Origin of the sequence: Colwellia chukchiensis (assembly GCF_002104455.1) — a bacterium.
GTDB lineage: Bacteria > Pseudomonadota > Gammaproteobacteria > Enterobacterales > Alteromonadaceae > Cognaticolwellia > Cognaticolwellia chukchiensis.
In genome coordinates this window covers 746,763-761,567 of the sequence record NZ_NBOC01000001.1, presented here as the reverse complement: position 1 = coordinate 761,567, position 14,805 = coordinate 746,763, and the positions used below count along the sequence as shown (strand labels likewise).

Genomic DNA, 14,805 nt, shown 5'->3' with positions numbered 1-14,805 from the left:
CCAGTCTCTAGCTGAAACACCAAGTTTAGTTTCGTAGAAGTTGCTGAGCTATGCCAGTATTTACGACTACATTATTGGTGTTTTTTCGTCCATATTCTCGGTTCACTTGCACGCGTAAAACATTACAAGTAAAAACTTGTGTCGATGATGCTGAGCGGGAGTGGGGGCAATCAGCTTCGAGCTCAAGTATGTTATTGGCAATATCTATGCTTGCCACGGTGTTTTTCTCTAGATTGGTTTTACTTAATGTGCCGGTCACCACTACAGGAAACCTCACTAAAGGCAAAGCAAAGGCATTGTTACCAACCCCACCATTAACTTGCCTAAAAATCACTTCATCACTGGCACTTATCGCCTCTTGTGTGGCAATGACCTTTTCTTCACTCGCCCCTGACATTTTCATATCCGTGGTTGTATTTTGCATTAATGCTGCCGCAACGGCGGTAAGTGCAATAAGAAAAACCAGTGACACAATTAACACTACGCCGCTTTGTTGCTTTTTCTTTGCAACACTTTTAACTCGTGTTTGTACTCGCTTATGTGGCATTACCATGAGTCAACCCCTGCATTGTATAAATTGACCGTTGAATTAAATAAAAGCCGGCGATAGTTATCATTAAATGTTAACGCTAATCCCCCTAAGTTATAGGTATTAGTGTTGGTATACTTGTTATCGGGCAAAATACTGCGAGCTAACACATAAATACGAACCGCTAAAATTCTATTATTATTGGCATGATCCCACTGCGTAATCGTCATGTTATTTGCTGGTACAAAAGTATTGACCGTGCCATACCCTGTTGTGCCTGGTGCGTCTGTGTCTATGCCATACATAAAGCGGATCATTTCAATCCCATCAATTATGGGATCAAATGTCATCTTATTTGTTAAACGACCTTGCATTAATACCGGCACAACATTCGCACCTTGCGCTTCTTCTCGTATATAGTAGATATGATGTTGATACTCCCAAAGTTGGCTATTAGGCAACGATGGTATCGTAGTACCGGTAAATATTTCAGCTTCTGCTAAATTAGCAATAATATAATAATTATTGTTGCTGCTAGCAGCCAGTGGGTTAGAAATAGCCCGCTTAAACTGGATAAGATCTGAACCAAGCTTCGCATCCGTGATACAGCCCATCATAGATTGGTTTGCTACGGTTTGCCCCCATAATGTGCGAAAATGCCCTATTGCATTGGGAAATGTACCATTATTTAAACCTTCACCAACGCACTCATTACCAGGAGCTCCCGGCACGGCACTTAACATCGAGCGATCTAAAGTGCCTGTGTAATCGCCCCAAAACCCTTGACGTAGCAAATCCTCACTTAATACACTCAGGGCAAAACGTCCATTCTCTTGCAGCTCACCATAAGTTGCTGTTTCACTCGTGGTCGTTTTCATACCAACAAAGACACTGAGCACGCCTGCAAATAAGGCTACGCCAATCGCAAGGGAGATAAAGATTTCAATTAAAGTATAACCGCGTTGCTTTTTCATATTAGTTAATAAATGCCTTTACCATTAATTGCCGCCTTTTAGTATTTGCTGTACCACAACTATCTTTTTTTGCATCGGCTATTTCCGTGCGCCCTTGCCAACTCACAACGACAGTAACCGCATTAGTTGCTACACTAATACACCCCACCACACCGGTTAGTCCGGCAACATTGTTGCCACTATTGACGACATCAGCACCCATTAACGACATTTCCCACTCATATAAGTCATTAGTAACGATTTCTGCTGCAGTACATAAATTACCTAGCGTGTTACAACGATTTGCAGGTACTGGGTCAAGTTTTACGCCATAATCTGTGCCATTATAGCTGGCGAGATTCGCCACATCATTACTGCGCATACGTTCAATTATATCTTGGGCCAACGCCGATGCGACGGAGCGCTGCATGGCGTCAAAACTGCCTTTTTTAGCTGACGCTTGCATTGCAACGGCACCTAAAATTCCGGTAACTAAGATAAATACCGCAACTAACACCTCAATAAAGGTCATTCCTCTATTACTGGCAAACTTGCGGTACTTGGGAGTGGATAATGAATTATTCAATATCTAATCTCCATTTAAATAAGAATAAGTAAAGATTGGTTTTTGATACTATAGCTGAAAAATTAAACAGAAAGGAATTTATTATTTGATGCGCAGAAGTCTCAGGGTAGTGTTTAGCACAACAACTACCCCTCAAACGCTTATATGTGTTAAAAATCACTATGGTGAACAGCATTAACCCATACCTTAAATTGTTATAACTTGTAATCTTCCTTAACTAAAAACTACTTGTACAACTGACTAATATTAATGTGCCACTAGCAAACTCTGTCTTTAAACAACACAACTCGTGTGACAATCGGTATTACTTTAGGTTAGCGTAATTCTATCGGTACCGCAAATACGGTATTTTCTTCGCGTCCAGGATACTCGACAACCTCACGGCCACCTAAGCTTTTAAGCGCTTCAATCACCTGCTGAACTAAAATCGCTGGCGCAGAGGCACCGGCAGTAACCCCCACTTTTTTTACGCCTGACAGCCATGAAGTATCGATATCAGCGGCAGTATCGATTAAATATGATGTGGTGCCAATTTTTTCTGCTAACTCTCGTAATCGGTTTGAGTTTGAGCTATTTTTTGCACCTACAACTAGTAACAAATCCACTTGTTGGGCAATTGATCGAACCGCATCTTGTCGGTTTTGGGTTGCATAACAAATATCATCTTTACGCGGCCCTTGAATGAGTGGAAATTTCTCTTTCAAGGCGTCAATTACTTCACTGGTATCATCTACCGATAACGTTGTCTGGCTGCAATAATAGAGTTTTTCTGGGTTTTTGATTTTTAACGTGGCAACATCTTGCACTGACTCAACTAAATAAATGCCGCCTTCTGCACTTTCATATTGCCCCATGGTGCCTTCAACTTCAGGGTGTCCAGCATGTCCTATTAAAATACACTCAACGCCTTTTCGACTGGTGCGCGAAACTTCCATATGTACTTTGGTGACCAATGGACAAGTGGCATCAAATACTTTCAGCCCTCGTTGTTTAGCTTCATTGCGCACCGCTTTAGATACTCCGTGGGCGCTAAAAATAACCGTACTCTCGTCAGGGACTTCACATAGCTCATCGACGAATACCGCACCGCGCTCTTTTAAACCATTAACGACGAACTTATTATGTACCACTTCATGGCGTACATAGATAGGAGCTTCAAATAGATCAAGCGCTCTATCAACAATACTAATGGCTCTATCTACACCAGCACAAAAACCACGTGGATTCGCTAAAATAATTTCCATAATTTACTCGACTTTCTACTTACTTGACTTCAATAACGTCAATGACAAAGGTAACGGCTTGTCCCGCCAATGGGTGATTAAAATCAATGGTGACTGAATTACCTGTGACATCTTTTATCATACCTGGAAGTTCTCCACCAGGTTGGCTAAAAGTAATGATGTTACCCACTTTCGCTGGCGCGTCATCACTAAACTTACTGATATCCATATAATGAATATTTTCAGGTAACGGCTCGCCAAAGGCGTCTGCTGGTGCTAGCGTAAACTCTTTACTCTCTCCAGCCGACATTCCGATTAACTGTGCTTCAAATGCTGGTGAAATACTCGCATCACCCATAATAATTTTTGCCGGCTTTTTATTAACCTTGGTGCTATCTGCAGCTGAACCATCAGCAAGTTTCATGGTTATATGAGCAATAATTTCAGAGCGCTCGGTTACTAAATTTGTCATAAATAAATCTCTTTTAAGCCTTTGTGTTTTGTTTATTTTCGTTGGTTTCGCCATTTTTGAATGAGTCAATGATCATCAGCGCTGCACCGATAAAAATCATCGAATCGGCAATATTAAACGCTGGAAAATGGTAGCCGAAGCCGTAAAAATCTAAAAAATCAATAACGTAGCCAAATAATACGCGATCGATAAGGTTGCCTAGCGCACCACTAAGCATAAACGAAAATGCCACCGATAATAGTACTTGCTGCTTTGGCGTTTTTGCCAACCATACCATAAATACAACACTGGCAATGGCGGCAATAGCGCTAAAAAACCAACGTTGCCAACCGCCTTGATCCGCCAAAAAACTAAAAGCGGCGCCAGGATTATGCACATAAGTTAAGTTGAAAAATGGCAAAATATTAATTGACTGGTATAAATCCATATTATTGGCAATTAATTGTTTAGTGACTTGATCAGCCAATAAAAAAATTAAAGTTAACCACCACCAACGTAACCCTGTTTCGCTAAATAAATTTTTCATAAACCAACAAATTCTCTTAAATCTCTCACGATTAGACTTAAATCTGCCTAATTCCTATAACAGAAAACGTGTAGACCTTAACAGCGCTACACGTTTTCAATTTAATTACTTGTTAATCAGTGTTTACTAGGCGAATTGGCGAGTTTCACCGGCACCATCAACGTTGCTAATACAGCGACCACACAACTCTGGGTGCTGTTCGTTCTTACCTATGTCTTGCGTTACATGCCAGCACCTGTCGCACTTAACCCCATCAGCAGGCGCGACCGTTAGCCATAGCCCGTCAATTTCTGTCGTTAACGCATCTGCTGGTGCCGCTTCAACTACCTCGACATTGGCTTGCGAAGTAATTAAAACAAAACGCAATTCATCACCAAGTTGTTGTAAGTTCTTTGCAACATCAGCGGTGGCATATAAAGTAACGGCCGCTTCAAGTGCTTTGCCCACTTGTTTTTCTTTACGGGCATTTTCTAACGCTTTATTTACTTCTGCGCGCACTAATAAAATACTATTCCAATAATCATTGCTTAACTCACTTGTCGTTGCCGCACTGGGTAAGCCATCAAACCAAACGCCTGTAAAAACAAACGCTTCTCGCTCTCCACTAGCTGGCGTTGGTAGTGCTTGCCAAATTTCTTGCGCGGTAAAGGATAAAATCGGCGCCATCCAACGTGTCATAGCTTCAGCAATAATATACATTGCACTTTGACATGAGCGACGTGCCACACTGTCTTCTTTGGCAGTGTATTGGCGATCTTTAATAATATCTAAGTAAAAGCCACCTAGCTCTGTTGTACAGAAATTCATTAATTTATGCACCACAACATGAAATTCATATTCATCGTAGGCAGTAATTATTTCGGTTTGCAACTGTGCAGCTTTATCAACAACCCAGCGATCAAGTGCCACCATGTCATCAAAAGCAATTGAGTCTGTTTTGGGATCAAAGCCATTTAAGTTCGCTAACAAAAAGCGCGAAGTATTGCGAATACGGCGATAGGCATCGGCTTGACGTTTAAAGATTTCGTCACCAGCGGTAATTTCTTGTGTGTAATTTACCGACGCAGTCCATAAGCGCAAAATATCAGCGCCTAAGGTATTAGTGATTTCTTTTGGCGTAATCACATTACCAAGTGATTTCGACATTTTGTGGCCTTTTGCATCCACTACAAAACCATGCGTCAAGACTTGCTTATAAGGCGCTTTGCCATTCATGGCCACAGATGAAATCATCGAAGACATAAACCAACCGCGGTGTTGATCTGAGCCTTCAAGGTATAAGTCCGCAATAGAGTCAAACTCTTCACGAGCATTAACAACTGAATAATGCGTGGTACCAGAGTCAAACCACACATCTAACGTATCAGCAACTTTTACATATTCTTTAGCATCATCACCGATTAATTCGCTCGCATCTAGGTCAAACCAAGCTTGAATGCCTTTTTCTTCGACACGTTTCGCTACCAGCTCAATTAATTCAATGCTACGGGGATGCAAGGCACCTGTATCTTGATGGATAAACAATGCCATAGGCACGCCCCAAGTACGCTGACGCGATATACACCAGTCTGGGCGACCTTCCACCATAGACTCTATTCGGCGTTGCCCCCAATCAGGGATCCATTGCGTATTTTCTATTTCATGTAACGAGTCTTGGCGCAGGCCTTTATTATCCATGCTAATAAACCACTGAGGGGTGGCACGGAAAATCAACGGCGTTTTATGGCGCCAGCAATGTGGATATGAATGCTCTAAGGCATGGTGGTGCACTAAAGTGCCCTGCGCTTTTAAGGTTTCTACGACATTGGCATTCGCTTTAAAAACATGTTGACCGGCAAATAGCTCAGTTGTTTCTAGGTAGACACCATTCGCGCCAACCGGATTAGCCACTTCTAAGTTATATAACTTACCAACATCAAAATCTTCTACACCGTGACCTGGTGCGGTATGTACACAACCCGTACCTGAGTCTGTGGTTACATGCTCACCTAAGATAACCGGCACAGTAAAGTCATAAAAGGGGTGCTGTAATTGCAACAACTCTAAATCTCGGCCTTTACAAAAGCCTAAGCTATGATATTTGCTAATACCAAAGCGATCCATACAAGCAGTAACCAAATCCGACGCCAAAATAAAGCGTTCTTTGCCGTGCTCGCTATCACATTGCACTAAGGTATATTCAACATCGGCATGAAGGGCAACCGCACGGTTTGCTGGCAAGGTCCAAGGTGTTGTTGTCCAGATAATGGCCGACACTTTGCCTTCACCCGCATGGTTATCAGGGTGGTTAAATTTATCAACAACACTGTCATCAACAAAAGTAAATTTAACATCAATGGCGGGCGACTGTTTATCTTTGTATTCCACTTCCGCTTCTGCAAGCGATGAGCCACAATCGGTACACCAATGCACAGGTTTAAAACCTTGATGCAAGTGACCATTTTCAGCAATTTTTCCTAAAGCGCGAATAATATTGGCTTCGGTATCAAAATCCATGGTCCGATAAGGCTTATCCCAATCCGCAAAAACACCTAAGCGTTTAAAATCTTCACGTTGAGCACTCACTTGCTTAGCGGCATATTCTCGACACTTTTCCCTAAAAACACTGGCAGAAACTTTATGGCCGGGTTTACCAACCTTTTTCTCTACCATTAATTCAATAGGTAAACCGTGACAATCCCAACCCGGCACATAAGGCGCATTAAAGTCTGATAAGGTCTTGGCCTTAATAATAATGTCTTTGAGTATTTTATTGACTGAGTGTCCGATATGAATATCACCATTGGCATACGGAGGACCGTCATGCAAAATGAATGATTTTTTACCTTTTTTTGCAGCACGAATCTGACCGTATAAGTCTTTAGAGGCCCACTCTTTCAGCATATTCGGTTCACGATTTGCCATATTTCCTTTCATCGCAAAAGAAGTCGCTGGCAAATTTAGGGTATGTTTGTAATCACTCATTAAAATTAATATCCGTTGTCGTAGTCACTAATATTGTTACATTTACTGGTTTAGTTATCTTGCTTGTTTTTTAAGGTGCTTGCTATCAAGCGATGCCTTGCACAAAGGTTCGAGCTTGTGCGGTATCCCGCGCAATTTGCTCGGTTAACTCTGCTAGTGAATTAAATTTTTGTTCGCTACGCAGTTTTTTCAGCATCACGACCTCAATAACCTCACCATACAAATCATCATCAAAATCAAAAATATGTACTTCTAACTGTTGCCGAATACCGGCAATGGTTGGTCGCGAGCCAATATTAGCCACACCATAATGTTGCCCAAACTGACTATTAACCTGCACCGCATAAACACCAGACACCGGCGAAACACGACGCTTTAATCTTACGTTGGCGGTAGGAAAGCCCATTTCTCGGCCTCGCTTATCACCATGAAATACTTTACCGATAATAGAATAAGGCCGACCAAGCATGGCTTGAGCGGCATCTAAATCATCTTGTTCTAACGACTTTCTAATTGCGGTACTGCTAACGCGACAACCAGCCAACTTATGACTTGCCGTATCCGTGACCGAAAAATTAAATTTTTCTCCAGCCGCTTTTAACATGGCAAAGTTACCTTGGCGATTTTTACCGAAATGAAAGTCATCCCCTACTATCAGGTGCTTTATCGCTAACCGTTTTACTAATAACTCTTCAATAAAGGTTTCGGCGCTTAGACTAGCAAACTTTTTATTAAAATTGATACAAATTAATCTATCTATGCCTAAGTTTTTTAACAATACATACTTATCTCGCAACCGACATAATCGAGCAGGTGCTGTATCCGGAGCAAATAGCTCTTGTGGTTGCGGCTCAAAAACTAACACCGCGGCCTCGCAATTTAACTTTTTAGCTTTAGCAACTAAAGCTAAAATAACCTGCTGATGCCCTAAATGTACGCCATCAAAATTACCTATAGTTAACACACAACCTCGACGACTTTTGTCGGCGCTTATGCGCATATTATGAATGCCACGTGTTAAATGCATGAATTAAAAACCTTACTGCGAATAGCGCTATGCTACTGACTAAACCATGAAAGAAAAAAAACCGATAAATTATATCTTAGTCGACTATAAGAATCAGCCCTTAGCATGGTTATTTTTGCGAAATATCTAGTCTTTATCATGTGTTTTTTTTGTGACTTTAATGTCACTTACGCGAATGCCAAATAACATCAAGCAAAATACATAACTAACCACGCCACAAATGATACAAATTAATAGCTGTAGAACTTGCGCTGAAAAACTGAGTAATAACCAAGCATCAAAGCTTGGAGATAAATAATAAACAATGCACGCCATCAACGCAGCCGATAGCATAAGCCGTGCCATAAACCAATAGGTTTTGGCTGTGAGTTGAAAGATATGATTAGATTTAAGCCCATGATAAAGCATCATAGCGTTTAATGTTGCCGACAAGGTTGTTGCAATCGCGAGTCCCACATAACCAAAAAAAGGCGCTAACATCAGGTTAAACACCATATTCGCCACCATCGCCTTAATGGCTATTTTCACCGGTGTTTTGGTATCTTGACGCGCATAATAGCCTGGCGCTAATACTTTAATAAACATAAAGCTAAGTAAACCGGCAAGATAAGCAAACAAGGCATAAGAAACTTGTAAAACTTCATACTCAGTAAACTCACCACGCATAAACAACACCATGATAATGGGTTGCGCCAATACCATTAACCCAGCCAAGGCAGGCCAACCAAATAAAGATACGACTCTAAGCCCCCAATCGATAGTGTCACTAAATTCTTCCGTGTCTTTTTTGCTGTGCAACTTAGCTAAGCTGGGCAATATCACAGTGGCAATACCAATACCAAACAACCCCAAAGGAAACTCCAGTAGTCGATCAGCATAATAAAGCCAACTAATAGAGCCAGTGATCAACATACTGGCGATTAACGTATCAAGCAGTAAATTAATTTGCGTAACAGAAACACCAAACAATGCCGGAATAATTAATTTTCGTATCTTAGTGACGCCAGCCGAATGCCACGCCCACTTGGGCTTAACTAAGGCTCCTGCGCGATACAAAAACGGTAATTGAAAAACAAATTGTAAAAAACCACCAAGGAAAACGCCCCAAGCAAGCGCAAAAGCAGGATTTTCCATCATAGGCGCTAAATAAATAGCACAAGCAATAATACCTACATTTAATAAAACTGGGGTAAAGGCTGACACAGCAAAGCGGCCATAGGTATTTAAAATGGCACCTGATAACGCGGTAAAACTCACAAACCATAAATACGGGAAGGTAATTTTTAACAAAGTTCCGGCCAAATCAAACTTGGCACTGTCGGGGCCGCCATTTAACCAATCAACAAACCAACCAAAACCAAAAATGGCAACGAATAATGGTGATGCTATCATGCCAAACAAAGTGACTAAACTCACCACCACTCCTAAAGTGCCCGACACTTGAGCAATTAGCTTGCGGGTTTGATTACGGGTATGTAACTCATCTTGCGTGTGGTATTCGCTTAACACCGGCACAAAAGCCTGAGCAAAAGCACCTTCGGCGAATAAGCGCCGTAAAAAATTCGGAATTTTATTGGCGAAAAAGAACACATCAGCTGATGCACCCGCCCCCATAATATTGGCAATAACAATATCACGCACTAAGCCAAGTACACGAGAAACTAGCGTCATAGCACTGACAATTATACCTGACTTAATTAACTTCTTACTCAAACAAAACAACCCTTTTATTCGTATTTGCCAATGTGTTTAGTGTCGTGAAGCTGCGGGGTAACTTTAAACGATAGACTTTTATCAACACGATTTTTTATTATCTAGGTTATATTGCTGCAGCACTTTGCTCAACAAACGCAGACAATCGATAAAATAGCTCCAACGCTAAGACACTATTATTGCGTAGCTATTACTTTGCGACTTGAGTAAATGACATTGGTTACTCTAATTAGCTAAGTACTGAACATCGCTATATGTGATAATCCGTTGCGAGATATCGTAGCAACAGCGCGTTCAATAAAGGCCACACTACAAGAGCAAAAGTAAAAGGTGCATAATAAAATAGCTAAATCAATCCACTTATCGACGGCTGCTTATCACCACCAAGCAATAACCACAGTCGCGTATTATGCGGCTTTTATAAATTAATAAACAACCTTTAATCACATAAATACCGTAGTTTTACTTCCAAGTTACCTTGAAAAACTTTAGAATGCGCACATTGGTTTATTTACAGAAACGGGTTATCACTCGGACGGTCAAATTAAAGCGGTAAACTATTTGACAAACCAGTTAAAAACAGGCATATTTCGTCGCCTTAAATTTAGGCAATATTTATTCAATTTTAGGAGTTCACCTTGGCTAACTCAAAGTCTGCTAAGAAGCGCGCATTACAATCTGAAAAGCGCCGTCAACACAATGCAAGCCGTCGCTCAATGATGCGTACATTACTGAAAAAAGTAATTTCTGCTATCGAAGCCGGTGACAAAGAAAAAGCAACTGCAGAATTCTCAGCGGCTGCACCAATTCTAGACCGTTATGCAAGTAAAGGTCTTATTCACAAAAATAAAGCTGCGCGTAGCAAGAGTCGTTTAAACGCTGCTATTAAAGCACTTTAATTTTGTTCAGAATTAAAAAACCGACTTAGGTCGGTTTTTTTATGCCCGTAAGTTTTTTATCCTAGCATTTATTGCACGCAAACCTTGCGCTTGTCGCTGATTTTGTTAGTCTCTAGCCGGTATTTATCAACAGAGATTAGACATGAAACTTTCAAAAATTGCCGCGCTAATGATCATGGCAGGCACCTTAGCAGCCTGTGGCGACAACAATGACCAGCAAACTGCTAGTAAAGCAGCACTACTTCCTGAGTACCAAGACCGTCTAGGTATATACAAAACCGTAACCTTAAACGCTGACTTATCGCACTTATCTGACAACCAAAGAAAAATGCTGTCATTGCTCATTGAAGCATCAGACATTGCTGATAGCTTATTTTGGCAACAGGCATTTGGCCAAGACAAAGACAGTTTTTTAGCATCAATTAGTGATGATAAAGTGCGTGAATTCGCCCGTATTAACTATGGCCCTTGGGATCGCCTTAATGGTGACAAACCCTTTTTAACCGGCTATGGAGAAAAAAATCCAGGTGTTCAGTTCTACCCCAGTGATATTAGCAAAGCAGAATTTGAACAAGCGACTTTTGCTGACAAAAATGGGTTGTACTCACTCGTGATCCGCAATGAAAGCGGGCAGTTAAGCACCATAGCTTACTCTGAAGCTTATAGTGACGAAGTCAATCGCATTGCGGTTATTTTAGAAAAAGCGGCGACATTTGCCGATGATAAAGAGTTCGCTAACTACCTAAAAATGCGCGCAACCGCGATCCGCACTGATGACTTCCAAGCCTCTGACTTTGCATGGATGGATATGAAAAAAAACCCTATTGATGTGGTTATCGGTCCAATTGAAACTTACGAAGATCAGCTATACGGCTACCGTGCGGCCTTCGAGTCATATGTTTTAGTAAAAGACATGGCGTGGAGTGAAAAACTTGCAAAATACGCTCAGTACCTACCAGAACTGCAAAAAGGCTTACCGGTCGATAAAAAATACAAAGCTGAAACCCCGGGATCAGATGCAGACCTAAATGCCTATGATGTAATTTACTACGCTGGTCATTCAAATGCAGGCAGCAAAACCATTGCCATTAATTTGCCAAATGACGAACAAGTGCAACTTGAAAAAGGTACCAGACGCTTACAGCTTAAAAATGCCATGCAGGCAAAATTTGATCATATCCTTGTACCTCTTGCTGAACAGCTAATTGTTCCAGAGCAAAGAAAGCATATTACTTTCAATGCATTTTTCGCCAATACCATGTTTCATGAAGTTTCGCACGGTCTTGGCATTAAAAATACCGTCAACAATAAAGGTACGGTTCGTCAAGCACTTAAAGAGCACGCCTCAGCACTAGAAGAAGGCAAAGCTGATATCCTTGGTTTGTACATGATCAGTCAACTTTTAGACAAAGGCGCGATCACCGAAGGTCAACTTGAAGATTACTATGTCACCTTTATGGCGGGCATCTTCCGCTCGGTACGTTTTGGTGCCAGTTCTGCGCATGGTAAAGCTAACATGGTTCGCTTTAACTACTTCCAAGAGCAAGGCGCTTTTGAACGAAACGAGCAAGGCTTCTATAGCGTCAACATTGAAAAAATGGGTGCTGCTATTGATAGTTTATCTAATTTAATCCTGACCTTACAAGGCAATGGAGACTATCAGGGCGTGGCTAAACTTGTGGCAGATAAAGGCCTTATAAGCCCAGATTTACAATCTGATCTTGCCAAGCTAACATCTGCTAACATCCCTGTTGATATAACCTTTATACAAGGCAAAAAAGTCCTAGGACTTAACTAAAATAAGCACTTCAATTAAACGCGCTTATAAGTCAAAGGTTTTACAATAAATCGGCAAAAAAGGCTAAACGTTGTTTAGCCTTTTTTGTTATAAACTCGACAATATTATTAGATTTATTACACAATGTAAGCAAAGATTACTGGCAATAAAATCACATACCTTCCCCCAACGCGAATCAATATTTTCCTGCAAACCTTGGCTGAAACTACGGTAAATAACATCACTGACCACAGCGACACCGAGATACTTGAATATCACATAATTTTATATCATAGTGGTCTGATGTGTTTACTAGAAAATACTAAGTAACTCTACAGGGCTAGGCATGAAAACATTTGACTTTATCATTATAGGTGGCGGCTCAGCTGGCTGCGTACTCGCCGATAAATTATCCGCTAGTGGAGAGCATAGTGTTTGTCTGCTTGAGGCGGGAAAAGCGGATAACAATTGGCTCATTCATTTACCCATTGGCATTATTGGCTTAATGAAAAGTCGAACACTCAATTGGCAATTTAACACCCAAGCTGAAAAACACCTCAACCAACGAGAAGTTTTTATGCCGAGGGGGAAAACGCTGGGTGGCAGCAGCTCAATTAATGCCATGTTGTACACGCGAGGCCAAAAACATGATTATGATCATTGGCAAAGCTTAGGTAATCAAGGCTGGAGTTATGACGATGTTTTGCCTTACTTTAAGGCGCTTGAACATCAAGAACGCGGCGCCGATGAGTTTCATGGCGTTAACGGGCCACTCAATGTTGCCGACTCCGTGTCAAAACCGGCCGCCAATGACGACTTTATTCAAGCCGCGCTTAATGCCGGCTATCCTGAAAACAACGATTTTAATGGTGCTTCGCAAGAAGGCATTGGTTATTACCAAGTTACCCAAAAAGACGGCCTAAGACACAGCGCGGCCAAAGCTTTTTTAACGCCTAATTTAACCCGTAAAAACTTAACCGTTATCACAGAAACACGAGTTGAAAAAATACTGATTAATAACGGTGTTGCCAGCGGTGTTATTTATCAATATCGCGGCAAAAGGCGACAGATTATGGCCAACAAAGAGGTGATCGTCAGCGCGGGCGCCATCAACTCTCCACAAATTTTAATGCTTTCGGGTATAGGGCCTAAAGCTGAGCTAGCAAAACACAATATAACGCCAGCGCACATCCTTGAGGGCGTTGGTCAAAACCTACAGGATCATGTCGATGTACTCTGCGTTGCCCAGCATAATAGAACGGAACTTTTAGCCTATCGGCCAAAAGCCATTTGGTGGGGCATAAAAGAAGCCGTAAAGTTTGTCACTAAACGTACCGGCTTGCTAACCACAGTCATTGCTGAAAGTGGTGGCTTTATTAAATCCCAGCCACAGCTAACTGAGCCCGACTTGCAACTACATTTCGTACCCGCTGCTATGGACGATCACGGCAGAAATCATAAACTTCTCTTTAGTTATGGTATGGCGTTGCACGTTTGCCTATTAAGGCCGAAAAGTCGCGGTAGTATCCAACTTAATAGCAATAACATTCTGCACCAGCCTCGTATCGAGTTGAATATGTTAGCGCATCAAGATGATATTGAGACTATGCTTACAGGCGTAAAAATCGCTAAAAGTATCTTAACCACACCACCACTGTCAGTAAGCCATGTTAAATTTATTTTTCCAGATGAAAACTGCACCTCAGACCAAGCATTAACACAGTTTTTAAAAAATAAGTCTAATACCATTTATCACCCAGTTGGCACCTGCAAAATGGGTCAAGATGAACTCGCTGTGGTAGATGAACAACTGAAAGTTCGCGGTATTAAACAGCTGCGGGTTATTGACGCCTCAATTATGCCGACACTGATTAGTGGTAACACCAATGCGCCAACTATGATGATTGCCGCTAAAGGCTCAGATATGATTCTGGCGGAGCATGGCAAAAATAAGGAGTAAAACCATAAATAGCGCACGACAGACAAACAACAACCAACAATTCTACCGCCAATAGTCGGCGATTCATCGTATATTTATACTCTGCCCTTGTACACAGTGCGTACGCGACATAAAATCAAAACAAGCCTCTTTGTGACTTGCTCACATCGAATAAAACGTACTTCCCTTTGGAAAAA

12 protein-coding genes are annotated in these 14,805 nt (G+C 41.5%); 3 read left to right on the top strand and 9 right to left on the bottom strand.

What is annotated here, in order from left to right; translation table 11 throughout:
- Positions 1-25: 25 nt before the first annotated feature.
- From B6K83_RS03425 to murJ, 9 genes are all read right to left on the bottom strand, one after another.
- Positions 26-553, bottom strand: coding sequence for a pilus assembly PilX family protein (locus B6K83_RS03425; protein WP_085283217.1), 528 nt, complete (start codon positions 551-553; stop codon positions 26-28).
- Positions 547-1,503: a PilW family protein gene (locus tag B6K83_RS03420; RefSeq protein ID WP_085283215.1), complete on the bottom strand. Its 957-nt coding sequence runs from the start codon at positions 1,501-1,503 to the stop codon at positions 547-549. Before B6K83_RS03420 ends, B6K83_RS03425 begins: the two co-directional genes overlap by 7 nt.
- Before the next feature lies 1 nt (position 1,504).
- A complete protein-coding gene (pilV, locus tag B6K83_RS03415; RefSeq protein ID WP_139175473.1) occupies positions 1,505-2,068 on the bottom strand; it encodes a type IV pilus modification protein PilV in 564 nt (187 codons plus the stop codon).
- 314 nt (positions 2,069-2,382) lie between these two features.
- The gene (gene ispH, locus B6K83_RS03410) at positions 2,383-3,312 is read right to left on the bottom strand and encodes a 4-hydroxy-3-methylbut-2-enyl diphosphate reductase (RefSeq protein ID WP_085283211.1); all 930 of its coding nucleotides are present in this window, start codon (positions 3,310-3,312) and stop codon (positions 2,383-2,385) included.
- Between the two features lie 19 nt (positions 3,313-3,331).
- Positions 3,332-3,763, bottom strand: a complete 432-nt coding sequence (fkpB, locus tag B6K83_RS03405; protein WP_085283209.1) for an FKBP-type peptidyl-prolyl cis-trans isomerase — start codon at positions 3,761-3,763, stop codon at positions 3,332-3,334.
- Between the two features lie 13 nt (positions 3,764-3,776).
- On the bottom strand, positions 3,777-4,289 hold the full coding sequence (lspA, locus tag B6K83_RS03400; protein ID WP_085283207.1) for a signal peptidase II: 513 nt from the start codon (positions 4,287-4,289) through the stop codon (positions 3,777-3,779).
- 126 nt (positions 4,290-4,415) lie between these two features.
- Positions 4,416-7,253 carry an isoleucine--tRNA ligase gene (gene ileS, locus B6K83_RS03395; protein ID WP_085283205.1) on the bottom strand — a complete coding sequence of 946 codons (2,838 nt, stop codon included), beginning with the start codon at positions 7,251-7,253 and terminating at the stop codon, positions 4,416-4,418.
- An 85-nt stretch (positions 7,254-7,338) separates the two neighbouring features.
- Complete coding sequence (gene ribF / locus B6K83_RS03390; RefSeq protein ID WP_085283203.1) at positions 7,339-8,280, bottom strand: bifunctional riboflavin kinase/FAD synthetase; 942 nt, start codon at positions 8,278-8,280, stop codon at positions 7,339-7,341.
- 126 nt (positions 8,281-8,406) lie between these two features.
- Positions 8,407-9,993 carry a murein biosynthesis integral membrane protein MurJ gene (murJ, locus tag B6K83_RS03385; protein ID WP_085283201.1) on the bottom strand — a complete coding sequence of 529 codons (1,587 nt, stop codon included), beginning with the start codon at positions 9,991-9,993 and terminating at the stop codon, positions 8,407-8,409.
- Positions 9,994-10,631: 638 nt separating this feature from the next.
- Here murJ and rpsT point away from each other — a divergent pair.
- From rpsT to B6K83_RS03370, 3 genes are all read left to right on the top strand, one after another.
- A complete protein-coding gene (gene rpsT / locus B6K83_RS03380; protein ID WP_085283199.1) occupies positions 10,632-10,892 on the top strand; it encodes a 30S ribosomal protein S20 in 261 nt (86 codons plus the stop codon).
- Between the two features lie 142 nt (positions 10,893-11,034).
- Positions 11,035-12,690, top strand: coding sequence for a dipeptidyl-peptidase 3 family protein (locus B6K83_RS03375; protein ID WP_085283197.1), 1,656 nt, complete (start codon positions 11,035-11,037; stop codon positions 12,688-12,690).
- A 325-nt stretch (positions 12,691-13,015) separates the two neighbouring features.
- Positions 13,016-14,629 (top strand): GMC family oxidoreductase, encoded by a 1,614-nt coding sequence (locus tag B6K83_RS03370; protein WP_085283195.1) that lies wholly within the window; start codon positions 13,016-13,018, stop codon positions 14,627-14,629.
- The last annotated feature ends 176 nt before the right edge of the window (positions 14,630-14,805 follow it).

Bases quoted from the DNA above. Each gene is read 5' to 3' on its own strand.
- ribF (WP_085283203.1), bottom strand. From the start codon at position 8,280: ATGCATTTAACACGTGGCATTCATAATATGCGCATAAGCGCCGACAAA.
- ileS (WP_085283205.1), bottom strand. From the start codon at position 7,253: ATGAGTGATTACAAACATACCCTAAATTTGCCAGCGACTTCTTTTGCG.
- fkpB (WP_085283209.1), bottom strand. From the start codon at position 3,763: ATGACAAATTTAGTAACCGAGCGCTCTGAAATTATTGCTCATATAACC.
- lspA (WP_085283207.1), bottom strand. From the start codon at position 4,289: ATGAAAAATTTATTTAGCGAAACAGGGTTACGTTGGTGGTGGTTAACT.
- B6K83_RS03425 (WP_085283217.1), bottom strand. From the start codon at position 553: ATGGTAATGCCACATAAGCGAGTACAAACACGAGTTAAAAGTGTTGCA.
- B6K83_RS03375 (WP_085283197.1), top strand. From the start codon at position 11,035: ATGAAACTTTCAAAAATTGCCGCGCTAATGATCATGGCAGGCACCTTA.
- B6K83_RS03370 (WP_085283195.1), top strand. From the start codon at position 13,016: ATGAAAACATTTGACTTTATCATTATAGGTGGCGGCTCAGCTGGCTGC.
- ispH (WP_085283211.1), bottom strand. From the start codon at position 3,312: ATGGAAATTATTTTAGCGAATCCACGTGGTTTTTGTGCTGGTGTAGAT.
- B6K83_RS03420 (WP_085283215.1), bottom strand. From the start codon at position 1,503: ATGAAAAAGCAACGCGGTTATACTTTAATTGAAATCTTTATCTCCCTT.